This is a genomic window from Streptomyces sp. NPDC021012 (assembly GCF_044333355.1).
Classification (GTDB): Bacteria; Actinomycetota; Actinomycetes; order Streptomycetales; family Streptomycetaceae; genus Streptomyces.
Genome location: NZ_JBIRQU010000006.1, coordinates 428,173 through 449,539 on the forward strand (window position 1 = coordinate 428,173; position 21,367 = coordinate 449,539).

Here is a 21,367-nt window from a genome sequence, read left to right on the forward strand (position 1 = left end):
CGGTCGGGGTCCACTTTCCTCACGCCATCGGGGACCACTTCTCGCCGGGTGCGGGGCGGGTCCGGGCGCGGAAGGTGCGGCGGTAGGTGTCCGGGGGGACGCCGACGGTGCGGTTGAAGTGGCGGCGGAGCGTGGTGGCGGTGCCCATGCCGGTGGCCTCCGCGATGGCGTCGACGCTGGCGTCGGTGGCCTCCAGGAGCTCCTGGGCGCGGCGGACGCGCTGGGTGAGCAGCCACCGCAGCGGGGTGGTGCCGGTCGCGGCCCGGAAGTGGCGGGCCAGGTGGCGCGAGCTCATCCGGGCCCGGCGCGCCAGGTCCTCCACGGTCAGCGGCTGGTCGAGCCGGGCGGCCGCCCAGGGCAGCAGTTCGGTGAGCGGGTGGTCGTCCCGGGCGGGCACGGGGGCGGTGACGAACTGGGCCTGGCCGCCGTCCCGGTGCGGGGGCACGACCAGGCGGCGGGCGACGGCGTTGGCTACGGCCGAGCCGTGGTCGAGGCGGACGAGGTGCAGGCAGAGGTCCATCGCGGCGGCCTTGCCGGCGGAGGTGAGCACGGTGCCGTTGTCCACGTAGAGCACGTCCGGATCGACGTCCACGCGCGGGTAGCGCGCGGCCAGGGCCTCGGTGTGCGCCCAGTGGGTGGTGGCGCGGCGGCCGTCGAGGAGGCCGGCGGCGGCCAGGACGAACGCGCCCGTGCACAGGGAGGCCACGCGCGCGCCCGCCTCGTGGGCCGCGCGGACCGCGTCGACCAGCTCGGCGGGCGGTTCCTCGTCGACGTCGGCCCAGCCGGGGACGACCACCGTGTCCGCGTGCGGGAGCCGGTCGAGCCCGTGGTCGGGTTCCATGCGGAACCGCTCGACCCGCGCGGGGCCCGGCCCGCAGAGGGCGACGTCGTACCAGGGGACGTCCACCGCGTCCGGGGCGGAGGCGAACACCTCGTACGCGAGGGAGAGTTCGAAGTGCAACATGCCGTCGGTGACGGCCAGCGCGAGGGTGCCCATGTCCGGAACTGTACGGGGCAGGTCGTTCCGGACACTCGCGGCCGTCCGGAACGACCGCCAGGATGGCAGTAGTTGAAGGTTCGACGACTGGGAATGGCGGGAGAAGTCATGGGATCGGGTCAGCGGGTCGCGGTGTTCGGCGCCTACGGTCACACCGGGCGCTTCGTGGTGGCGGAACTCCTCGGACGGGGCTACGTCCCGGTGCCCTCCGGCCGCGACGCCGGCAGGCTGCGGACGCTCGCCGCCGCCCATGGGGGGCTCGACGCCCGCCCGGCGTCGGTCGACGACCCGGGCTCGCTCGACCGCGCCCTGGCCGGCGCGGCGGCCGTCGTCAACTGCGCCGGACCGTTCGCCCTGACCGGCTCCCCGGTCGTCGAGGCCGCGCTGCGAGCCGGGATCCCGTACGTGGACGTGGCGGCCGAGATCGAGGCCAACGCCGACACCTTCGCCCGCTTCGCGGACCGGGCCCGCGCGGCCGGCACGGCCGTCGTCCCCGCGATGGCCTTCTACGGCGGCCTCGGCGACCTCCTCGCCACCACCGCGATGGGCGACTGGACGACGGCCGACGAGGTGCACGTCGCGTACGGGCTGAGCAGCTGGCACCCCACGGCGGGCACCCTCGCGGCGGGCAGGGTCTCCCGGGAGCGCCGGGGCGGCCGGCACGTCCGCCACACCGGCGGCCGCCTCCAGTACCACGACGACGCGCTCCCGGTCCTGGAGTGGCCCTTCCCGGCTCCCCTGGGCACCCGGCCCGTCATCGGAGAGTTCACGATGGCCGACGTCGTGACCGTCCCCAGCCACCTGCGGGTGCCCGAGGTGCGCACGTACATGACGGTCGACGCGGCCCGGGACCTGTCGGCGCCGGACCCGTCGGCACCGGCCCCGGTCGACGGGCGCGGCCGGTCCGCGCAGACCTTCCTCGTGGACGTCGTCGTCCGCTCCGGGAACGCGGAACGCCGGGCCGTCGCCGCCGGGCAGGACATCTACGCGGTCACCGCGCCGCTCGCCGTGGAGGCCGTCCACCGCGTCCTCACCGGCCGCACCCGGACGACCGGCGTCGCCTCGGCCGGCGAGATGTTCGACGCGCCCGACTTCCTCCGCGCGCTGTCCGCCCACCTTTCCCTGGAGGTGCGGCACTGAGCCGCAGGCGACCTCGGCATCATGGGTCCGACCGGGACGGATCGGTGAACTCCCGGGCCGGGACGGCGAGAAGGGCCATGTGGCATGGGGAGTCAGGGGCGGGCGGCCTGGGAGTTGCTGCTGCCGGCCGCCGCCGCGCCGGCGCGGCGGCGGGGGCGGGCGCTGCAGGAGGCGCTGCGGGAGGCCGTGCGTTCGGGGCGGCTCGCGGCCGGGACGCGGCTGCCGTCGACCCGGGCGCTCGCGGCCGACCTCGGCGTCTCGCGGGGCCTGGTGACCGAGGCGTACGAGCAGCTGACGGCCGAGGGGTACCTGCGCAGCGACCGGGGCGCGGGGACCTGGGTCGGCGGGGCGGCCAGGGCGGCCGTGCGCGGGGCCCCCGACCCGGCCGGCCGGACGCCCGGCGTCCGGGTCGACTTCCGCCCCGGGACCCCCGACCTGTCGCTGTTCCCGAGGAGCGCGTGGGCGGCGGCGCAGCGGTCCGTGCTGACGCGGCTCCCCCACCCGGCGCTCGGCTATCCGGACCCGCGCGGACTGCCCGAGCTGCGCGAGGCGCTGGCCGCGATGCTGGCGCGGCGGCGGGGCGTGGTGGCCGATCCGGAGCGGCTCGTGGTCTGTTCGGGCGTGGCGCAGGCATCGACGCTGATGGGTTTCGTCCTCCACGCGCGCGGGATGCGCCGGATCGGGATCGAGGATCCCGGAAGCCCCGAGCACGGTCGCCTGTTCGCCTCGACCGGCATGGAGACGGTGTGGCTGCCGCTGGACGGGGAGGGGCTGCGTCCGGGGCCGCTCGCCGCCTCCGGGGTGCGGGCAGTGGTCGTCACGCCCTCGCACCAGTTCCCGTCCGGCATCAGCTGGTCGGCGGAGCGCCGGGCCGCGCTCCTCGACTGGGCGCGCGCGGTGGACGGCTACGTCCTGGAGGACGACTACGACGGCGACTTCCGCTACGACCGCGCCCCCGTCGGCGCGCTCCAGGGCCTCGACCCCGAGCGGGTCGCCTACGCGGGTTCCGTCAGCAAGTCGCTGGCTCCCGGGATGCGGCTCGGCTGGATGCTCGTCCCGGAGGCCCTGCTCGGCGAGGTCGTCGAACGCAAGCGGACGATGGACCTCGGCAATCCCGTGCTCGACCAGGCCGTCCTCGCGGAGTTCGTGACGCGGGGCGGGTACGACCGGCAGCTGCGCCGCTGCCAACGCGCCTACCGGGAACGGCGGGACGCCCTGCTCGCCGCCCTCGCCGAGCACCTGCCCGGGACCGGGGTGAGCGGCATCGCGGCCGGACTCCACGTCATCGCGCGCGTACCGGCGCGGTTCGGGCCTCCGGAGCGGTTCCTCGGGCGGGCCGCGGAGGCCGGGGTGGCGCTGCGGCCGCTGGAGGAGTACGGCACCGCCCGGCCGGCCGACGGGGACGTACGGCTCGTCATCGGGTACGCGCACCTGACGCCTTCGGCCGTCGCCACGGGGATCCGACTGGTGGCAGAGGCGTTGGGGCGCGGGTGACTGTTCACGCGGGGTTCGTGTGGGCGCCGCACCCGGTCGCTAGGCATGGGACGGCACGCCGTCCGTGACCGGAACGACCGACCCGGAGGTCCTTCATGTCCCTTCCCCCGTCCGCCTCTTCCCCCTCCCCCGCCCGCCGCGGCGTCCTGCGCGGTTCGCTCGCCGCGTCGGCGGCGCTCGCCCTCGGCGGCACCGGCTTCGCCGCCCCGGCGTTCGCGCTGTCGGGCCGGCCCCGGGCCGAGTGGGGCGTGCAGGCGGGTGACGTCACGACCTCCTCCGGTCTGGTGTGGGTGCGTGCGGACCGGCCGGCGCGGATGCTCGTGGAGACCTCGGCGACCGAGTCCTTCCGGCATGCGCGCCGGCACCTCGGGCCGCTGGTCGGCGCGGACACGGACTTCACCGGGACGACCGCCCTGCGCGGTCTTCCGGCGGGCGAGCAGGTCCACTACCGGGTCACCCTCGTCGACCCGGACGATCCGCGCCGGGCGGGCGAGCCGGTCCTCGGCACCTTCCGCACGGCTCCGGACCGGCGCCGCGACGGGGTCCGCTTCCTGTGGTCCGGGGACGTCGCGGGGCAGGGCTGGGGCATCAACCCGGACATCGGGGGTTTCCGGGCGTACGAGGAGATGCGCCGGCTCGACCCGGACTTCTTCCTGTGCAGCGGCGACACGATCTACGCCGACGGGGTCATCCAGCCGAGCGTGACCCTGCCGGACGGGCGGATCTGGCGGAACGTCACGACGCCGGAGAAGACGAAGGTCGCCGAGACCCTCGACGAGTACCGGGGCAACTTCCGCTACAACCTCCTCGACCACAACGTCCGGGCCTTCAACGCGCAGGTGCCGTCGGTGGTGCAGTGGGACGACCACGAGGTGCGGAACAACTGGTACCCGGGGCAGATCCTGGACGACGCCCGCTACACGGAGAAGGACGTGGACGTCCTCGCGGCCCGGGCCTCGCGCGCGTTCGGCGAGTACTTCCCGGTCTCCACGCTCCACGCGCGCGGTGAGGGGCGCGAGCGGCGGGTGCACCGGGTGGTGCGGTACGGGCCGCTGCTCGACGTGTTCGTGCTCGACATGCGCTCGTACCGGAACGCCAACTCGCCCGGCCGCCAGGCCGACGACACCACCGGCATCCTCGGCGCCGAGCAGCTGGCCTGGCTGAAGCGGGAGCTGGCCGCGTCCCGGGCGGTGTGGAAGGTGCTCGCGGCCGACATGCCGATCGGCCTGGTCGTCACGGACGGCCCCGCGAACTTCGAGGCGATCGCGCAGGGCGACCCGGGCGCGCCGCTGGGCCGGGAGCTCCAGATCGCGGAGCTGCTGCGGTTCGTGAAGCACCGGCGGATCACCGGCACGGTGTGGCTGACGGCGGACGTCCACCACACCTCGGCGCAGCACTACGCGCCGGAGCGCGCGGCCTTCCAGGACTTCGCCCCCTTCTGGGAGTTCGTGTCCGGCCCGCTGGCGGCGGGCGGCTTCCCGGCGAACGCCCTGGACGCGACCTTCGGTCCGGAGCGGGTGTTCGTGCGGGCACCGGAGCGGGCGAACCTGTCGCCGATGGAGAGCCCGCAGTACTTCGGCGAGGTCGACATCGACGGCGGGAGCGGAGAGCTGACGGTACGGCTGCGCGCCGAGGGCGGGACGGTGCTGTTCAGCAAGGTCCTCCAGCCGGGGCTGGTCGGGCAGTAACCCCTGGCGGGAGGGCGGGCCCGGCGGATTGTCAGTGGCGGGACCTAACGTCGTTTCCCATGGAGAGCGGGGCGGGGAAGGGTGTGGGGACCGTGAGGGGTGACGACGTGGCGGCCGGTGCCGGTGACGGCGGCGAGGAGGAGTCCGGCGTCGGGAAGCTGCTCGCGGCGGTGCGTGCCGGTGAGTCCGGTCGTGTGCCGGCGCTCCTGGAGCCGCTGGACTCCGCCGCGCGCGAGCTCGCGCTCGTCCGGCTGAAGGCGCTGCGCGCCGAGGTGCGCGCCGGGAAGTGGGCGACGCCTCCGTACGTGCCGGACCGCATCCGCAGCGCGCTGTACGTGGCGGGCGCGGGCTGCCTCCCGACGCCCGCGGCGGCCGCGAGCTGGCTCGGCGCGCGCGACCTCCAGGTGCGGGAGGAGGACAAGTCCCTGGCCCTCGCGGCGATCGGCGACCGGGACCCGGAGTGGGCGGCGGACCTGGCGGGGCGCCTGGCCGGGCGCCGGACCGTGGCGGAGAACAGTTACCCGCTGCTCCACGGGCTGATCGTCCGCGCCGGGCACACCGTTCCCCCGACCGACGGCTATGTCACCGGCTGGGCCCGGCACCTCACCGGCGACCGGCTCGTGGAGCGGCTCCGGGAGGACCCGCGGACGCCGGTCCTGGTGGCGCACGCGCTCGCGATGGCCGAGGCCCCCGAGCGGCTGACCCGGCCGCTCGGCCGCCGGCCGGAGGGGCACTGGCCCTCGGCGCTGCGGACCCTCGTCGGGGAAGGGGTCCTGGACCGGGCGCGGGTCCTGGACGTGTGCGTCTCGCGGCTGCTGCGCGGCGGCCCGATCCGGAGCCTGCGCCTCCCGCTGGAGGTGGTGCGGCTGCTCGCGCCGGACGCGGAGGAGCTGCGGGCCCGCATCCCGGACTGGATCGGGATCGCGGCGGACGCGCCGTCGCCGGCCGCCGGGTACGCCCAGGACGTCCTGGTGGAAGCGGCCTCGGCGGGGGCGCTGCCGGTCGGCGCGCTGGCCGAGATGACGGCCGGGGTTCTCCTCCGTACCGAGAAGAAGCTCGTACGGGCCCAGTTGGCGCTGGTCGGCAAGGTGCTGGCGCGGGAACCGGAAGCGGCCGGGGAGCTGCTGCCCGTGGTGACGGAGGCCTTCGGGAACGAGGACACCGAGATCCAGGAGCGGGCCCTCAAGTTGGTCGGCCGTCATCTGCCGGACGTGGACGCGCGGACGCGGCGCGAGCTGGCCGGGGCCGCCGGGCTGCTGAGCCCGACGCACCGGCGGGCCGCCGAGGCGCTGTTCGGCGCGGACCTGGGGCGGGAGGCGGCCCTTCCGTACGAGGAGATCCTGCCGCCGGTGCCCGAGGCGCAGCTGGTCGCGCCCCCGGCGACGACCGTCGAGGCGCTGGTCGCGGAGCTGGTGGTGAAGCGGCTCCCGGAGGACCCCGTGGCGTTCGAGCGGGCGCTCGACGGCCTGGTGCGGCATGCGCACCGGGACCGGGCGGCTGTCGCGGAGGCGGTCCGGGAGGCCTTCCCCTCGCCCCCGTGGGGGCAGGAGGCCCACTGCTTCGCCCATGAGACCCATGGCGTCCACGTGGTGCTCGCGGGGCTGCTCGGCCTGCTGGACCCGGCGCTCGTCGACTTCCGCCGCGGCAAGGGGCACGGCTCGGACATCTGCCTCCACCAGGCCCTGTCGGGGGTCCTCGACGCCCGGCTGTGGGAGGCCGCCGCCCTGGTCGGCACGGACGCGCTGCCGTTCCTCCTGGCCGCGCCGACCCGGCACACCGGGGCGATCGATCCGCTGGTCCTGGTCGAGCGGCTGCGGGAGTACGGGGAGGCGGGCGTCGAGCCCGCTCCGGCCGATCTCGCGCAGGCCCTGCTCCGGGTGGAGCGGGCCGACCCTTCGGCGGGGCGTGCGGCCGAGGAGGCGGCGGCGCTCGGCACCCCGGCCGGCCGGCGGCTCGCCGCCTGGCTGCGGGAGGACGCACCCGTCGGGGCGACCGTGCGGTTCCTCCGGCGGGACGAGGACAGGGCCCTGCGGAGGTACCACCCGTTCGACCGGGCCGTGGTGGACCTCGGCGAGCACCCGGCGGTGCGGGCGGAGTTCCCGCCCGCTTTCCAGTGGCTCGGGGGCACCCTGGAGGCGGCCCCCCGCCGCTGCTCCCACCGGGAGGAGGGCCGGGCGCAGTGGGCCCCGGTGCTGCCGGCCGACCGCGAGCTGCTCGCCGCCTGTCTCCTGCCGGCGATCGCGCAATCCGCCGAGGCGGACGCGCGCGGCGCGACCGAGCCGCTGACCGCGCTGGCCGAGGCCGACGGCCCGGTGGGCCGGGCGGTCCTGCTGGCGCTGGCGTTCGGTCTCGGCTGTGTGGACGCGGACGACCGGCTGCGCGCGGTGGACGCCGTGCTCGTCCTGGCCTCGCGCGGCGACCTGGACGCCCGGGGGCTCGGCTCGGAGCTGGCGTGGCTGGTCGCGGAGGGCTCGGTCAAGCCGAACCGGCTGGCGGACGCGGCCCGGACGGCGGCGGCCACGGGGGCGTACGGGACGGTCTGGGCGGTCCTCGCGGCGATGCTTCCCGGGCTGCTGGAGCAGGCGACAACGGCGAAGCCGGTCCACGGGCTCGGCGAGGTCCTCGCGGTCGCCGCCGACTGCGTGGAGCGGTGCGGGGCCGGCGGCGAGCTCGCCGGGCTCGAAGCGCTCGCCTCGGGGCGGGGCTCCTCGCAGCTGCTGGCGCAGGCCAGACGGCTCCTGGACGCACTCCGCCAGGGGGCCGATCAGGTTCTGACAGAAACGGGCTGAATCGACCTTTAAGGCACCAGATCGGCGCTTTAACCCGTCAGTCACAAAGCGTTCGTGATCACGCAACACCACTGGGTCACAGTGAAGCCATGACCGATGTGACGTCTTCGAAGAGCACCCGCCGCCCGCACCACTGGCGGCACGACCTGATCGAGCTCGCCGCCATGTTCACCGCCGTGGTGGTGGCCGACACGATCGCCAAGACCATCGCCAAGGGTCCCGACGGACCCTACCTCCTGGTCTTCTCGGCGATCGCGCTGGTCGCCACCGCCACGTTCCACACCTGGTGGGCGCGGCGGCACAGCCATGCCCCGCCCGCCGACGACACCGGCGGGCACCCCACCCCCGAGCGGAGGGAGGAGGAGTCCGGGGCTCCCGCCGAGACGACGCTGTGGCGTATGCGGACCACCGTCGCGGACACCCCGGGCACCCTCGCCGCGCTGTGCACGGCCCTCGCCCGCCTGGGCGTGGACATCCTCACCCTCCAGACCCACCCGCTCGCCGACGGCACGGTCGACGAGTTCCTGCTGCGCGCTCCCGCCGGCCTCTCCGCGCGGACCCTCGCCCACGAGACGGCGGCCGCCGGCGGCCGCGACACCTGGACCGAGCGGGCCGACGCGCACGACCTGGTGGACACCCCCACCCGGGTCCTCGGCCTCGCCACCCGTACCGCGCTCGACGCGGCCGAACTGCCGCTCGCGCTGCGCCAGCTGCTGGGCCGCTGCACGATCCACTCCGTGCCGGCCGTCTCGCTCACCGGCCGCCCGACCGGCGAACAGGCCCCGGTCGAAGGCGTCCTGGAGCGGACCGTGATGCGGCTCCGCGACCCGCACGGCGGCACCCTCATCATCGAGCGGCCCCATCTGCCCTTCACCCCGACCGAGTTCGCCCGGGCCCGCGCCCTCGTCGAGCTCGACGCCCGGCTCGGCCCGCGCGTCCCGCGCAGCCAGGACGTGCTGACCCTCCCCGAGGGCAACGAGATCACCGTCCGCCGCGCCGACCAGCGCGACCTGGCCGCCGCGCGCGCCATGCACGACCGCTGCTCCGCCCGCACCCTGGGCCTGCGCTACCACGGCCCGATCGGTGACGCCGACCGCTACCTCGACCACCTGCTCAGCCCCCGCTTCGGCCGCACCCTCGCCGTCCAGACCGCCTCCGGCCGCCTCGTCGCCCTCGGCCACCTGCTGTGGGACGGCGACGAGACGGAGGTCGCCCTCCTCGTCGAGGACGACTGGCAGCGGCGCGGCATCGGCTCCGAGCTCCTCGGCCGCCTGGTGGCGATGGCCGAGGAGACCGGCTGCGACAGCGTGTACGCCGTGACGCAGTCCTCCAACACGGGGATGGTGGCCGCGATGCGGGCACTGAACCTCCCCCTCGACTACCAGATCGAGGAGGGCACCCTGGTGATCACCGCCCGCCTGGCCCCGGCACCGCGGCCGGCCGCCCGGACGCAGCAGGCGCAGCCGCACGAAGGGGCGTGGCGGGCGGAGCGCTGAGCGCCCGGCTCAGGTCGCGCCACAGGTCCTCGACGTCCTCCAGGCCGACCGACATCCGCAGGAGCCGGTCGCTGACACCGGCCGAGCGCCGGTCTCCCTCGGCCACGATCCGGTGGCTGATGGAGGCCGGGTGCTGGATGAGGGTGTCGACGCTGCCGAGGCTGACCGCCGGGGTGATCAGGCGCACCCCGGCGATGACGTCGTGCGGGTCCCCGTACACCTCGAAGGCGATCATCGCGCCGCCGATCCGCGGGTAGTGGACGCGGGCGATCCGGGGGTCGGTGGCGAGCCGCCGGACGAGCTCCGCCGCCGAGGAGGACGCCGCCCTGACCCGTACCGGGAGGGTGGAGAGACCGCGGAGCAGCAGGTATCCGGCGAGCGGGTGGAGCACCCCGCCGGTGGCGAAGCGGACCTGGCGGAGCGTACGGGCGAACTCCTCGTCGCAGGCGACGGCCCCGCCCATGACGTCGCCGTGGCCGCCCAGGTACTTGGTGGCGCTGTGCAGCACGACGCGGGCGCCCTGCCCGGCGGGGCGCTGGAGCACCGGCGTGGCGAAGGTGTTGTCGACGAGCAGCGGGACGGAGCCGCAGGAGTGGGCGACGGCCCGGATGTCGGCCTCGGCGAGGGTGGGGTTGGCGGGCGACTCGACCATGACGAGGCCGGTGTCGGGCCGTAGCGCGTCGGCGATGCCCGCCGGGTCGGTCCAGGTCACCTCGGTGCCGAGCAGCCCGGTGTCCAGGAGGTGGTCGCTGCACCCGTACAGCGGGCGGACCGCGACGACGTGCCGCAGGCCCCGGCTCGCCCGGGCGAGGAGCACGGCGGTGAGGGCGGCCATGCCGCTGGCGAAGGCGACGGCGGCCTCGGTGCCCTCCAGGCGGGCGAGGGCCTCCTCGAAGCGGGCCACGGTCGGGTTGTCGAGCCGGGCGTAGACGGGCGGGCCGTCGAGCCGGGCGCCCGTGGTGGCGAACTCGTCGATCCGGGCGGCCTCGGCCCGGGCGTCGTACGAGGGGTAGGTGGTGGACAGGTCGAGCGGCGGGGCATGCAGCCCGAGTCCGGCGAGGTCTTCGCGGCCGGCGTGCACGGCTTCGGTGGCGAGGGCCCTCGGGGTGACCGAGAGGCCGCGATCCATGGCGTCCATGGCGTGCACTGTGAACGGATACCGGGAAGTAGCGGGAATTCGCCGTGCTACGTTCGCCAGATGGCCGATTCCGTCGTACTGGACACGGTCGATCTGCACATTCTTCGCCTCCTGCAGAACGACGCCCGGACCACCTACCGCGAACTCGCCGCCGAGGTCGGAGTCGCACCTTCCACCTGCCTGGACCGGGTGGCGCGGCTGCGCCGCACCGGAGTGATCCTCGGACACCAGCTACGACTGGATCCGGCCAAACTCGGGCGCGGGCTCGAAGCGCTGCTTCTCGTCCAGGTCCGGCCCCATCGGCGTGAACTGATCGGTCCGTTCGTCGAACGGATCCGGGCCCTGCCGGAGTCCCGGGCGCTGTTCCACCTCACCGGGCCCGACGACTACCTGGTGCACGTGGCCGTCGCGGACCCCGCCGACCTGCAGCGTCTCGTCCTCGACGAGTTCACCTCGCGCCGCGAGGTGGCCCGCGTCGAGACCCGGCTGATCTTCCAGCAGTGGGAGTGCGGCCCCCTCCTGCCGTATTCCTCCGGCCCTTCCTTGTCAGCCGACTGAGGCCGGACGAGGGTGACGCGGGCCCGCCGGAGGCGCCAGGATGACCCCCATGCCAGACACTTCCAGCAGCCTGCTGCCCCGCCAGGTCGCCGACGACTACGTCGACGCACTCATCGCCCTCGACCCGATCACCGGTACGTTCCTGGGAGTCAAGGAGAGCGCCGGACGGCTGCCGGACTTCTCGCCCGCCTGGCAGCGGGCGACGGCCGACCTCGCCCGCCGCACCCTCGCCCGACTCGACGAGGCCGAGCGGGCCCCGGGCGCGGACACCGACGCCGAGCGGCGCTGCGCCCGGCTGCTGCGGGAGCGGCTGACGGCGGAACTCGCCATCTACGAGGCCGAGGAGAGCCTCTGCGCGGTCAGCAACATGCGCTCGCCCGCGCACAGCGTCCGCATGGTCTTCACCGTGATGCCGACGGGGACCGAGGAGGACTGGACGGCGGTCGCCGCCCGGCTGCGCGCGGTCCCCGCCGCGTTCGACGGCTACCGCACCTCGCTCGCGCTCGGCCTGGAGCGCAAGCTCTTCGCCGGGCCGCGTCCCACCGCCACCTTCGTCGAGCAGCTCACGGAGTGGGCGGGCGGCGACAGCGGCAGGCCGGGCTGGTTCGAGGAGTTCGCCGCCGCCGGCCCCGCCACGCTCCCCGCGGAGCTGAGGGCCGAACTCGCGGCGGCCGCGCGGGGCGCCACCGCGGCCGTCGTGGTCCTGCGGGACTGGATGCGGGACGTGTACGCCCCCGCAGTCGCCGACGCGCCGAACACCGTGGGCCGCGAGCGCTACCAGCGCTGGACCCGCTTCTTCAACGGCACCGACCTGGACCTCGACCAGGCGTACGCGTACGGCTGGACCGAGTACCACCGGCTCCTCGGCGAGATGCGGACCGAGGCCGAGCGGATCCTGCCGGGAGCGGGCCCCTGGGAGGCGCTCGCCCACCTCGACGAGCACGGCACCCACATCGAGGGCGTCGAGGAGGTCCGGGTCTGGCTCCAGGACCTCATGGACGAGGCCATCGAGGCGCTCGACGGCCACCACTTCGAACTCGCCGAGCGCGTACGGCGGGTGGAGTCCCGCATCGCCCCGCCGGGCGGCGCCGCGGCCCCGTACTACACCGGCCCGTCCGAGGACTTCTCGCGCCCCGGCCGCACCTGGCTGCCGGTGGACGGCACGACCCGCTTCCCGGTGTACGACCTGGTGTCGACCTGGTACCACGAGGGCGTGCCCGGCCACCACCTCCAGCTCGCGCAGTGGGTGCACGTCGCGGACCGGCTCTCGCGCTACCAGGCGACCATCGGCAAGGTCAGCGCGAACTCGGAGGGCTGGGCGCTGTACGCGGAGCGCCTCATGGACGAACTCGGCTTCCTGCCCGACGCGGAGCGCCGCCTCGGCTACCTCGACGGCCAGATGATGCGCGCGTGCCGGGTGATCGTGGACATCGGCATGCACCTCGGTCTGGAGATCCCCGCGGAGTCCCCCTTCCACCCGGGCGAGCGGTGGACGCCGGAGCTCGCGCAGGAGTTCTTCCAGCTGCACAGCAGCCGCCCGCCGTCGTTCGTGGAGAGCGAGATGACCCGCTACCTGTCGATGCCGGGCCAGGCGATCGGCTACAAGCTGGGCGAGCGCGCCTGGCTGCTCGGCCGCGCCAACGCGCGGGCCGCGCACGGCGAGGCCTTCGACGCGAAGGCCTGGCACATGGCGGCGCTCTCCCTGGGCCCGCTGGGTCTGGACGACCTGGTGGACGAGATCTCCCGCCTCTGAGGGCCCTCACCACGGGAATCCCCGGTCGTTCGCTTGATCGACCGGGGATTCCCGCTGCAAGCTCTCCCCCATGAGTACCGATTACACGCCCGACGCCACCGACTGGCGGATCCTCGAAGCCCTCCAGTCCGAGGGCCGCGCCAGCTTCGCCGAGCTCGCCCGCACGGTGTCGATGTCGCCGTCCGCGGTGACCGAGCGGGTGCGGCGCCTGGAGGACGCCGGGGTGATCACCGGGTACGCGGCGATCGTCGACCAGGACCGGCTCGGCCTGCCGATCCTCGCCTTCGTGCGACTGCGCTATCCGCACGGCAACTACAAGCCGTTCCACGACCTCCTCGACACCACGCCCGAGGTCCTCGAAGCCCACCACGTCACGGGCGACGACTGCTTCGTCCTCAAGGTCGCCGCCCGTTCCATGAAGCACCTGGAGGGGATCACCGGGAAGATCGGCACGCTCGGGGCCGTGACCACCAGCATCGTCTACTCCTCGCCCCTCCCCCGCCGGTCCCTCAGCCGCTGAGCGCGTCCCCTCCGGTGCGCAGCCGGACCGCCGAGCCCTGCCGTGCCTTGACGACCTCCAGCTGGGCCGGGATCCGGCGGCGGAGGTCGCCGACGTGGCTGACGATGCCGACGCTGCGGTCCCGCTCGCGCAGCGAGTCGAGGACGTCGAGGACCTCGTCGAGGGTCTGCTCGTCGAGGCTGCCGAAGCCCTCGTCGATGAAGAGGGTGTCGAGCCGGACCCCGCCGGCCTCGTCGGTGACGACGTCGGCGAGGCCGAGGGCGAGGGCGAGCGAGGCGAAGAAGGTCTCCCCGCCGGAGAGCGTGGCCGTGTCGCGCTCGCTGCCGGTCCAGGCGTCGACGACGTGCAGGCCGAGCCCGGACCGCTTGCCGCCGGAGCGGGCGTCGGAGTGGACGAGGGTGTAGCGGCCCGAGGACATGCGCTGGAGGCGGGCGCTCGCCGCGGCGGCGACCTGTTCGAGGCGGGCGGCGAGGACGTACGACTCCAGGCGCATCCGGCGCTCGTTCTCGGCGGAGGTGCCGGCGGTGAGGGCGGCGAGGCGGGCCACCCGGTCGTACTCCTCGCGCAGCGGCCCGAGGCGGCGGACCTCGGCGGCGGCCTGCCGGGAGAGTCCGGCGAGCTCCGTGGCCCGCTCGCGGGCGGCGGCCAGGGCGGAGTCGGCCTCGCGGAGCGCGCGTTCCGCCGCCGTGTGCGCGGCCCCGGCCCCGGCGGGGTCGGCGGGCGGCAGGGCGGCGGCCTCGGCCGTGCCGGGCTCGGCGAGCCGGTCCGCGACGGCGGCGGCCTCCGCCTGCCAGGCGTCCACGCGCTGCTGGAGGGCGCGGCGTTCGCCCTCGTCGAGGAGTGCGCCGGCGGCCTCGGCCGGGGTGGCGAAGCCCGCCCGGTAGGCGGCGTCGGCGAGCCGGTCGTCTGCCTCCTTGAGGCGCTGGGCGGCGAGTTCGGCGGCGCGTACGGTGCCGGCGGCGTCGACGAGGAGGGCGATGCGCCGCTCCAGGAGGGTGGCGTGTTCGGCCACGGTGGCGAACGCGCCGCGTCCCCGGGCGAGTTCCTCGTCGAGCGCGGCCTGCTCCCGCTCCAGGGCCTCCCGGCGCGAGGTCCGGGCGGCGACCCGCCGCTCGGCCTCCCGCTGCGCGGCGACCCGCTCCTCGTGCTCCCGCTCGGCCCGCGCGAGCGCCTCCCGCGCGCTGTGGGTCTGCCCGGCGAGGGCATGCGCCTCGGCGTGGAGGCGGGCCAACCCGTCTGCTTCGTCGGCGAGTTCGGCGACGGTGGGCTCCGGGGAACCGGGCCCTGCCTGAACCTCCTCGCGCGCGGCGGACCAGGCCTCGCGGGTGACGGCGAGGTCGCGATCGGCGGCCGTGCGGGTCTCCTCGGCGCGGGTGTAGGAGGCGTAGGCGGCGTCCTCCGTCGCGCGGTCGACGTGGTCGGCGGTGGTGCGGGCGGGGGCCGGGTGGGCGGTGGAGCCGCAGACCTGGCAGGGGTCGCCCGGGGCGAGGGTGACGGCGAGTTCGGCGGCGATGCCCTCCAGGCGGCGGGACTTGACGTCGAGCCAGCTCTCGTGGGCGCTGTTGCGCCGCTCGCGGGCCTCGGCGAGCCGTGCCTCGGCCGCCCTGGTGCCCTCGGCGAGCGCGTCGCGGCGGCGGGCCGCGGCGAGCCGGCGGCGGGCGGGCTCCAGGCGACCGGCGAGGTGCTCGGCGCGGGCGGCGGCGTCGCGGGCGGCCTCGACGCGCTCGGCGAGGGCCGCGCGGCGCGGTTCCCAGCCGGCGAGCCAGTCGGCCGCGTCCCGGAGGGCGTCCTCGTCGGCGCGCGCCTCCCGGGCGAGTACGGCGCGCTCCTCGGTGACGGCGGCCGCGCGGCGCTCGGCGCGGCGGGCCGCGTCGAGTCCGCCGAGTTCCTCGCGCAGCCGGTGTTCGAGGGCGGAGAGCTGTTCGGCGCCGGCCTCGGCGAGGTCGGGGGGCAGCTGGGCGCGGGCCCGTTCCCGGGCGGTGTGCGCGGCGGCGTGCTCGCGGTCGGCGTCCCGGCGCAGTCCGAGCGCGGGGGCCACCCGGTCCGCCCTGAGGCTCCGGTCCAGGGACTCCTGGTGGCGCTCGCGCTCGGGGGCCTGCTCGGTGAGCCGCTCGCGGCGCCGGAGGGCGTCGGCGTGCCGGGCCTGCCGGGCGGCGAGGTCGTTCTCGGCGTCGAGGGCGGCGCGCGCGGCGGCCTGCCCCTCCTCGGCGGCGGCGAGGCGCACGCCCGCGATGTCGAGGGCCTCGCGGGCCTCGGTGCGGGCGACGGCGGCCCAGGTGAGGACGGCCTCGGCGAGCCCGGGGTCGCCGGGCCTGCCCTCGACGGGCGTGCGGGCGGCGGCGAGGCCGCCGGCGGCCTGGGTCATGCGGTGGGCGAGGGCGAGCAGCCGGGCGTCCCCGTCCTCGACCTGCTCCCTGGCGGCCTTGCGCAGTTCGGCGAGGCGTTCCTCGACGGCGGCGAAGCGGCGGGTGTCGAAGAGGCGGCCGAGGAGCCTGGCCCGCTTCTCGGCGTCGGCGCGCAGGAACGCGGCGAAGTCGCCCTGCGGGAGGAGGACGACCTGGCAGAACTGCTCGCGGCTCATGCCGACGAGCTGGGTGATCTCCTCCCCGATCTCCTGGTGGGAGCGGCTGAGGCCGGCCCACTCGCCGGTGGTGGGGTCGTACTCGCGCAGCCAGGTCTGGGCCTTCTCGGTGGTGAAGCCGCCGCCGCGTTTCTTGGGCCGCTGCTGGGCGGGGCGGCGGGTGATCTCCAACCGCCGGTCGCCCACGGTCAGTTCGAGGAGGACCTCGGTGTACGTGCCGGCGGGGGCGTGGTCGCTGCGCAGGGAGGTGCCCGGGTTCTGGCGGACGCCGGGCACGCTTCCGTACAGGGCGAAGCAGACGGCGTCGAGGACGGAGGTCTTGCCGGCGCCGGTCGGCCCGTGGAGGAGGAAGAGCCCGGCGGCGGACAGGGCGTCGAAGTCGACCTTCTGCGTGGCGCCGAACGGCCCGAACGCGGTGATCTCCAGGCGGTGCAGCCTCACCGGCCCACCTCGCGCTCGGCCGTGTCGACGCGGACGTCGTCGAAGGCGCCGTACAGGACGGCCCGTTCGGCGCCGTCGAGGGCGGCGCCGCCGCGTACGTGGGCCACGAAGTCCTCCGCGATCTGCTGGTCGCTGCGGTCCCGCAGCCGCTGGGCATAGGAGGCACCGGGGTCGTCCCCGGTCCGCTCGGGGTCGAAGACCAGGTTGAGGGTGCCCGGGAAGCGTGCGGTGAGCCGGGCCATGGGCTCGGCGGGCCGCACGGGGTCGGTGAGGGTGGCCTCCACCCAGGACTGCTCGTGCGGGGTGAGCGCCGGGTCGGCGAGGAGGTCGTCGAGGCGTCCCCGGATGCGGGCGAGGGGGCGCGGGACGGGGCAGTCGAGGCGCACGTCGCCGGTGATCTCCCCGTCCGCGCCGAGGTCGATCAGCCACATCGTCTTGCGGTGGTCGGTCTCGGAGAAGGAGTACGCGAGGGGGGAGCCGGAGTAGCGGACGCGCGGGGTGAGGGTCTGGCTGCCGTGGAGGTGGCCGAGGGCGACGTAGTCGACGCCGTCGAAGACGCCGGTGGGGACGGCGGCGACGCCGCCGACGGTGATGTCCCGCTCGCTGTCGCTGGGCGCGCCGCCCGCGACGAAGGCGTGGGCGAGGACGACGGAGCGGGTGCCGGCGGGCCGCCGGGCGAGGTCGGCGCGGACCCGGTCCATGGCGGCGGCGAGGACGGCCTCGTGGCCGGTCCTCTCGGCGCCGAGGCGCTCGCGGACGAGCGCGGGTTCGAGGTAGGGAAGGCCGTAGAGGGCGACCTCGCCGTGGGCGTCGGAGAGGACGACGGGGGTGCCGATGCCGTCGGGGTCGGTACGGAGGTGGATGCCGGCCCGCTCGATGAGTCCGGCGCCGACGCCGAGCCGGCGGGCCGAGTCGTGGTTGCCGGAGATCATGACGGTGGGCACCCCGGCCTCGGCGAGGCGGTGCAGCGCGGCGTCGAAGAGCTCGACGGCGGGCAGCGGGGGCACGGCCCGGTCGTAGACGTCCCCGGCGACGAGGACGGCGTCGACGTCGTGCGCGTGGACGGTCGCCACGAGGTGGTCGAGGAAGGCGGCCTGGGCGTCGAGGAGGCCGACGCGGTGGAAGGACCGGCCGAGATGCCAGTCCGAGGTGTGCAGGAGCCTCATGCCGCCGTCCCACCCCGCATGTGACCCGCTCCTCGCCGCTGGTTGCCGTTCGTGTGCGCGCACCACGCTATCCCGAGCGGGAGGGTGGGCGGGGCCGGTCCGCGTGTGCGCACGGGGGCCGGCCCGGTGCGCACGTCACGTGTGACGCGTCACGCGTCCCCGTACGCCTCGCCGCCGAGTTCGAAGGAGGCCGTGCCCGCCGTGGCGTCGGCGAGCCAGCCGCGGAAGGCGGGGACGTCCGCGTCCGGGAGGCCGATCTCGATCGTGACGGCGTCGGCGTACCGCACGTCGCGGACGGCGCGGCCGGTGGCCCGCAGGTCGTTCTCCAGCTTGCCCGCGCGCTGGTGGTCGACGGTGACGGTGGCGAGCCGGAAGCGCTGCCGGGTGACGGTGCCGAGCGCGTCGAGCGCCTCGCCGACCACCCCTCCGTACGCGCGGATCAGACCGCCCGCGCCGAGCTTCACCCCGCCGTAGTAGCGGGTCACGACGGCGGCGACGTACCGCATCTCGCGGCGCAGCAGCATCTGGAGCATGGGGACGCCGGCGGTGCCGCCGGGTTCGCCGTCGTCGCTCGCCTTCTGCACGGAGGCGTCGGCGCCGAGGACGTACGCGAAGCAGTTGTGCGTGGCGGTCGGGTGCTCCCTGCGGATCCGGGCGACGAACTCCTGCGCCTCCCGCTCGTCGGCGACGGGCGCGAGCGCGCAGAGGAAGCGCGAGCGGTTGATCTCGGTCTCGTGCACGCCCTCGCGGGCCAATGTGCGGTACTGCTCCTGCATCCGACCAGCCTACGGGCCGTCCGGCCCCGCCCGGTCCGTCGGCCCGTAGGGGACATCTCAGGGGCGCTTCGCCGGACGTACGGGAATCACGGCCCGGCGCGGCTCGTTCCTCTCGTAGACCGGGCCGCGCCGAGGAGAGGCAGCAGAAGCGATGAGCGCAGACACGACGACCACGGACCCCGCCGCGTACTCCGCGTCGGAGACGGTGCGGCGGATCCTGACGTCCACGGGCGACACCTGGGCGGTGGTCGGCCTCTCCTCGAACCGGGCCCGCGCCGCGTACGGGGTGGCGGCGGTCCTGCAGCGCTTCGGCAAGCGGATCGTGCCGGTGCACCCGAAGGCGGAGACGGTGCACGGGGAGCAGGGGTACGCGTCGCTGGCCGACATCCCGTTCCCGGTCGACGTCGTCGACGTCTTCGTGAACAGCGAGCTGGCGGGCGCCGTCGCCGACGAGGCCGTCGCGATCGGCGCCAAGGCGGTCTGGTTCCAGCTGGACGTGATCGACGACGAGGCGTTCGCCCGTACGCGCGCGGCGGGCCTCGACATGGTCATGGACCGCTGCCCCGCGATCGAGATACCGCGCCTGGGCTGAGCGCCCGGGAGGTTCAGCCGGCGGGGACGCCGAGGCCCTCCAGGACGACGGCGCCGGGGAGTTGGGCGAAGGCCTTGCCGGGGACGATGGGCTTGCCGCGGCGACGGCCGCTGCCGACGAGGACCCACTCGGTGTCGACGACGGCGGCGTCGACGAGGAGGGCCCAGTCGGCCGGGAGGCCGATGGGGGTGATCCCGCCGTACTCCATGCCGGTCTCGCCGGTCGCGGTGTCCATCGGGGCGAACGAGGCCTTGCGGGCGCCGAGGTGCTTGCGGACGACGCCGTTGACGTCGACGCGGGTCGCCGACTTCACGAGGCACGCGGCGAGGGTCGTCGTCTCGCCGCGCCTGCCCGCGACGACCACGCAGTTGGCGGACGCGTCGAGGAGCTCGGGCCCGTGGTGCTCCACGAAGACGGCCGTGTCGGCGATGGCCGGGTCCGTGTCCACGTACAGCAGCCGGTCGGCCGGGACGGGGCCCGTCCAGGCGCGGACGGCCGCCGCGACGGGGCCGGTCAGCAGGTCGAGGCAGTCGGGGGCGGGCCGGGCGTCGTCGAAGTCTCCGATGGGTGCGCGCATGGGCCTCACGCTAACAACCGCGGGAGGACGGACAGGGGCCCGTCTCAGCGTGCGGGCGCCGGCGGACGGGTCAGCAGGCCCGCGTCAGCGGACGGGCGGGATGGAGACGGCCATCGTCATCTCGGCCGGTTCGTCGCCGTCGTTGCGGTAGGTGTGCGCGACGTTGGCCTCGAAGACGGCGGAGGTGCCGGCGGGCAGCAGGTGCTCCGCGTCGTCCACGACCAGGGTGAGCGTCCCGGCGGTGACGTGCAGCAGCTCGACCGTGCCGTCCGGGTGCGGGTCGGAGGCGCTGCCGTCGCCCGGCATCAGGGTCCAGGACCAGAGCTCCAGCGGGCCGCGGGCCTCGGTGCCGACCAGGAGGGTGGTGTTGCTGCCGGTGGAGGTGGACCACATGCGGACGGCCTGGCCGGGTGGGACGAGCCGGACCTGGGGGCCCTGCTCGTAGTCGAGGAGGGTGGTGATGGAGACGCCGAGGGCGTCGGCCAGCTTCACGGTGGTGCCGACGCTGGGGTTGGTCCGGGCCTGCTCGATCTGGATGATCATTCCGCGGCTGACGCCCGCCCGTGCGGCGAGGGCGTCCAGGGTGAATCCCCGCTCCTTGCGCCAGCGCTTCAGGTTCCGGGCGAGCGACTGCGTGAGCTGGTCGAGGTCCGACACATTCCGTCCAATATTCTGGATGACAGAGTTCAATGAACTGAACTACGGTGGGGTGCACCCGATGGTTCACTGCACTGTACTGCCGCACGCCCCTGCGAGGATCCATGACCGCCCTGTTCGCCCTGGCCACCAGCCTTCTGTGGGGCCTCGCCGACTTCGGGGGCGGGCTCCTCACCCGGCGGATCCCAGCCCTCACCGTCGTGGTGGTCTCCCAGACCCTCGCGGTCCTCGTGCTCGGCACGATCGTCCTCGCGACGGGCGCCTGGACCGAGGCGGGGCCCCAGCTCTGGTACGCGGTCGGCGCGGGCGTCGTCGGCCCGGCCGCCATGCTCGCCTTCTACAAGGCGCTCGCGCTCGGTCCGATGGGCGTCGTCTCCCCACTCGGCTCCCTCGGGGTCGTCGTCCCCGTCTCCGTCGGCCTCCTCGTCGGCGACCGGCCGGGACTGCTCCAGTTCACCGGGATCGCGGTGGCGGTCCTCGGCGTGGTGCTGGCGGGCGGACCGGAGCTGCGCGGGGCGCCGGTCCAGCGCCAGGCGGTCCTCCTGACCCTGGTCGCGGCCTTCGGGTTCGGCTCGGTGATGACGCTCATCGCCGAGGCGTCCACGACCGTCACGGGCCTGTTCCTCGCCCTGTTCGTGCAGCGCGTCACCAATGTCCTGGTGGGCGGCGGAGCCCTGTACGCCTCGGTGCGGCGCGGCGGCCGCGCGCTCCCCGAGGACGGCCCCCCGGTCGTCCGCGCCGCGCTCCCGGCCCTCGCCTTCGTGGGCCTCGCGGACGTCGCCGCCAACGGCACGTACGCGATCGCCGCCCAGCAGGGCCCGGTCACGGTCGCCGCCGTCCTCGCCAGCCTCTACCCGGTCGTCACGGCCCTGGCCGCGCGCGGCGTCCTCAAGGAGCGCCTCCGCGCCGTCCAGGCGGCGGGCGCGGGCCTGGCCCTGGTGGGCACGGTCCTCCTCGCGACGGGCTGACCGCGCCACGGGACGGCCGTGGCACGGGCCGGCCGC

At 75.4% G+C, this 21,367-nt stretch carries 17 protein-coding genes; 10 read left to right on the plus strand and 7 right to left on the minus strand.

From position 1 onward, the window contains the following. Positions 1–19 precede the first annotated feature (19 nt). Positions 20–997 (minus strand): helix-turn-helix domain-containing protein, encoded by a 978-nt coding sequence (locus ACH4TP_RS22400; RefSeq protein WP_398438902.1) that lies wholly within the window; start codon positions 995–997, stop codon positions 20–22. A gap of 108 nt (positions 998–1,105) precedes the next feature. On the opposite strand from ACH4TP_RS22400, the gene ACH4TP_RS22405 reads away from it, so the two are divergent. From ACH4TP_RS22405 to ACH4TP_RS22425, 5 genes are all read left to right on the plus strand, one after another. Continuing rightward, positions 1,106–2,137, plus strand: coding sequence for a saccharopine dehydrogenase family protein (locus tag ACH4TP_RS22405; protein ID WP_398438903.1), 1,032 nt, complete (start codon positions 1,106–1,108; stop codon positions 2,135–2,137). 84 nt (positions 2,138–2,221) lie between these two features. Continuing rightward, positions 2,222–3,631: a PLP-dependent aminotransferase family protein gene (locus ACH4TP_RS22410; RefSeq protein WP_398438904.1), complete on the plus strand. Its 1,410-nt coding sequence runs from the start codon at positions 2,222–2,224 to the stop codon at positions 3,629–3,631. Between the two features lie 95 nt (positions 3,632–3,726). Continuing rightward, positions 3,727–5,319, plus strand: a complete 1,593-nt coding sequence (locus ACH4TP_RS22415) for an alkaline phosphatase D family protein (protein ID WP_398438906.1) — start codon at positions 3,727–3,729, stop codon at positions 5,317–5,319. 92 nt (positions 5,320–5,411) lie between these two features. After that, a complete protein-coding gene (locus ACH4TP_RS22420; protein WP_398438908.1) occupies positions 5,412–8,108 on the plus strand; it encodes a DUF6493 family protein in 2,697 nt (898 codons plus the stop codon). 89 nt (positions 8,109–8,197) lie between these two features. Further along, positions 8,198–9,604 carry a GNAT family N-acetyltransferase gene (locus ACH4TP_RS22425; RefSeq protein WP_389229443.1) on the plus strand — a complete coding sequence of 469 codons (1,407 nt, stop codon included), beginning with the start codon at positions 8,198–8,200 and terminating at the stop codon, positions 9,602–9,604. Here the strand turns inward: ACH4TP_RS22425 and ACH4TP_RS22430 are convergent. Further along, on the minus strand, positions 9,516–10,742 hold the full coding sequence (locus ACH4TP_RS22430) for a trans-sulfuration enzyme family protein (protein ID WP_398438910.1): 1,227 nt from the start codon (positions 10,740–10,742) through the stop codon (positions 9,516–9,518). The two genes, ACH4TP_RS22425 and ACH4TP_RS22430, sit on opposite strands and share 89 nt — an antisense overlap. A 60-nt stretch (positions 10,743–10,802) precedes the next feature. Here ACH4TP_RS22430 and ACH4TP_RS22435 point away from each other — a divergent pair, with 60 nt between their 5' ends. The 3 genes from ACH4TP_RS22435 to ACH4TP_RS22445 all read left to right on the plus strand — a co-directional run bounded on the left by ACH4TP_RS22435 (position 10,803) and on the right by ACH4TP_RS22445 (position 13,573). Next, positions 10,803–11,300, plus strand: a complete 498-nt coding sequence (locus ACH4TP_RS22435; RefSeq protein ID WP_398438911.1) for an Lrp/AsnC family transcriptional regulator — start codon at positions 10,803–10,805, stop codon at positions 11,298–11,300. A gap of 49 nt (positions 11,301–11,349) precedes the next feature. Next, positions 11,350–13,053, plus strand: coding sequence for a DUF885 domain-containing protein (locus tag ACH4TP_RS22440; protein WP_389229452.1), 1,704 nt, complete (start codon positions 11,350–11,352; stop codon positions 13,051–13,053). A 70-nt stretch (positions 13,054–13,123) separates the two neighbouring features. After that, complete coding sequence (locus ACH4TP_RS22445) at positions 13,124–13,573, plus strand: Lrp/AsnC family transcriptional regulator (RefSeq protein ID WP_389229456.1); 450 nt, start codon at positions 13,124–13,126, stop codon at positions 13,571–13,573. Here the strand turns inward: ACH4TP_RS22445 and ACH4TP_RS22450 are convergent. From ACH4TP_RS22450 to ACH4TP_RS22460, 3 genes are all read right to left on the minus strand, one after another. Next, positions 13,563–16,595, minus strand: a complete 3,033-nt coding sequence (locus ACH4TP_RS22450; RefSeq protein WP_398438913.1) for an AAA family ATPase — start codon at positions 16,593–16,595, stop codon at positions 13,563–13,565. The two genes, ACH4TP_RS22445 and ACH4TP_RS22450, sit on opposite strands and share 11 nt — an antisense overlap. Next, on the minus strand, positions 16,592–17,761 hold the full coding sequence (locus ACH4TP_RS22455; RefSeq protein ID WP_398438914.1) for an exonuclease SbcCD subunit D: 1,170 nt from the start codon (positions 17,759–17,761) through the stop codon (positions 16,592–16,594). Before ACH4TP_RS22455 ends, ACH4TP_RS22450 begins: the two co-directional genes overlap by 4 nt. A 149-nt stretch (positions 17,762–17,910) precedes the next feature. After that, a complete protein-coding gene (locus ACH4TP_RS22460; protein WP_389229465.1) occupies positions 17,911–18,537 on the minus strand; it encodes a YigZ family protein in 627 nt (208 codons plus the stop codon). A 151-nt stretch (positions 18,538–18,688) separates the two neighbouring features. Between ACH4TP_RS22460 and ACH4TP_RS22465 the strand changes: the two genes are divergently transcribed. Beyond that, positions 18,689–19,129, plus strand: coding sequence for a CoA-binding protein (locus ACH4TP_RS22465; RefSeq protein ID WP_398181913.1), 441 nt, complete (start codon positions 18,689–18,691; stop codon positions 19,127–19,129). Positions 19,130–19,142: 13 nt separating this feature from the next. Here the strand turns inward: ACH4TP_RS22465 and ACH4TP_RS22470 are convergent, their stop codons facing one another. Then, positions 19,143–19,706 (minus strand): YbaK/EbsC family protein, encoded by a 564-nt coding sequence (locus tag ACH4TP_RS22470; protein WP_398438915.1) that lies wholly within the window; start codon positions 19,704–19,706, stop codon positions 19,143–19,145. Between the two features lie 84 nt (positions 19,707–19,790). After that, positions 19,791–20,363: a helix-turn-helix domain-containing protein gene (locus tag ACH4TP_RS22475; RefSeq protein WP_389229473.1), complete on the minus strand. Its 573-nt coding sequence runs from the start codon at positions 20,361–20,363 to the stop codon at positions 19,791–19,793. Positions 20,364–20,467: 104 nt separating this feature from the next. Here ACH4TP_RS22475 and ACH4TP_RS22480 point away from each other — a divergent pair, with 104 nt between their 5' ends. Then, the gene (locus ACH4TP_RS22480; protein ID WP_398438916.1) at positions 20,468–21,331 is read left to right on the plus strand and encodes an EamA family transporter; all 864 of its coding nucleotides are present in this window, start codon (positions 20,468–20,470) and stop codon (positions 21,329–21,331) included. The last annotated feature ends 36 nt before the right edge of the window (positions 21,332–21,367 follow it).

Coding starts and splice junctions, on each gene's coding strand:
- ACH4TP_RS22400 (WP_398438902.1), bottom strand. CDS start 997: ATGGGCACCCTCGCGCTGGCCGTCACCGACGGCATGTTGCACTTCGAA.
- ACH4TP_RS22405 (WP_398438903.1), top strand. CDS start 1,106: ATGGGATCGGGTCAGCGGGTCGCGGTGTTCGGCGCCTACGGTCACACC.
- ACH4TP_RS22410 (WP_398438904.1), top strand. CDS start 2,222: ATGGGGAGTCAGGGGCGGGCGGCCTGGGAGTTGCTGCTGCCGGCCGCC.
- ACH4TP_RS22415 (WP_398438906.1), top strand. CDS start 3,727: ATGTCCCTTCCCCCGTCCGCCTCTTCCCCCTCCCCCGCCCGCCGCGGC.
- ACH4TP_RS22425 (WP_389229443.1), top strand. CDS start 8,198: ATGACCGATGTGACGTCTTCGAAGAGCACCCGCCGCCCGCACCACTGG.
- ACH4TP_RS22430 (WP_398438910.1), bottom strand. CDS start 10,742: ATGGACGCCATGGATCGCGGCCTCTCGGTCACCCCGAGGGCCCTCGCC.
- ACH4TP_RS22435 (WP_398438911.1), top strand. CDS start 10,803: ATGGCCGATTCCGTCGTACTGGACACGGTCGATCTGCACATTCTTCGC.
- ACH4TP_RS22440 (WP_389229452.1), top strand. CDS start 11,350: ATGCCAGACACTTCCAGCAGCCTGCTGCCCCGCCAGGTCGCCGACGAC.
- ACH4TP_RS22445 (WP_389229456.1), top strand. CDS start 13,124: ATGAGTACCGATTACACGCCCGACGCCACCGACTGGCGGATCCTCGAA.
- ACH4TP_RS22455 (WP_398438914.1), bottom strand. CDS start 17,761: ATGAGGCTCCTGCACACCTCGGACTGGCATCTCGGCCGGTCCTTCCAC.
- ACH4TP_RS22460 (WP_389229465.1), bottom strand. CDS start 18,537: ATGCAGGAGCAGTACCGCACATTGGCCCGCGAGGGCGTGCACGAGACC.
- ACH4TP_RS22465 (WP_398181913.1), top strand. CDS start 18,689: ATGAGCGCAGACACGACGACCACGGACCCCGCCGCGTACTCCGCGTCG.
- ACH4TP_RS22470 (WP_398438915.1), bottom strand. CDS start 19,706: ATGCGCGCACCCATCGGAGACTTCGACGACGCCCGGCCCGCCCCCGAC.
- ACH4TP_RS22480 (WP_398438916.1), top strand. CDS start 20,468: ATGACCGCCCTGTTCGCCCTGGCCACCAGCCTTCTGTGGGGCCTCGCC.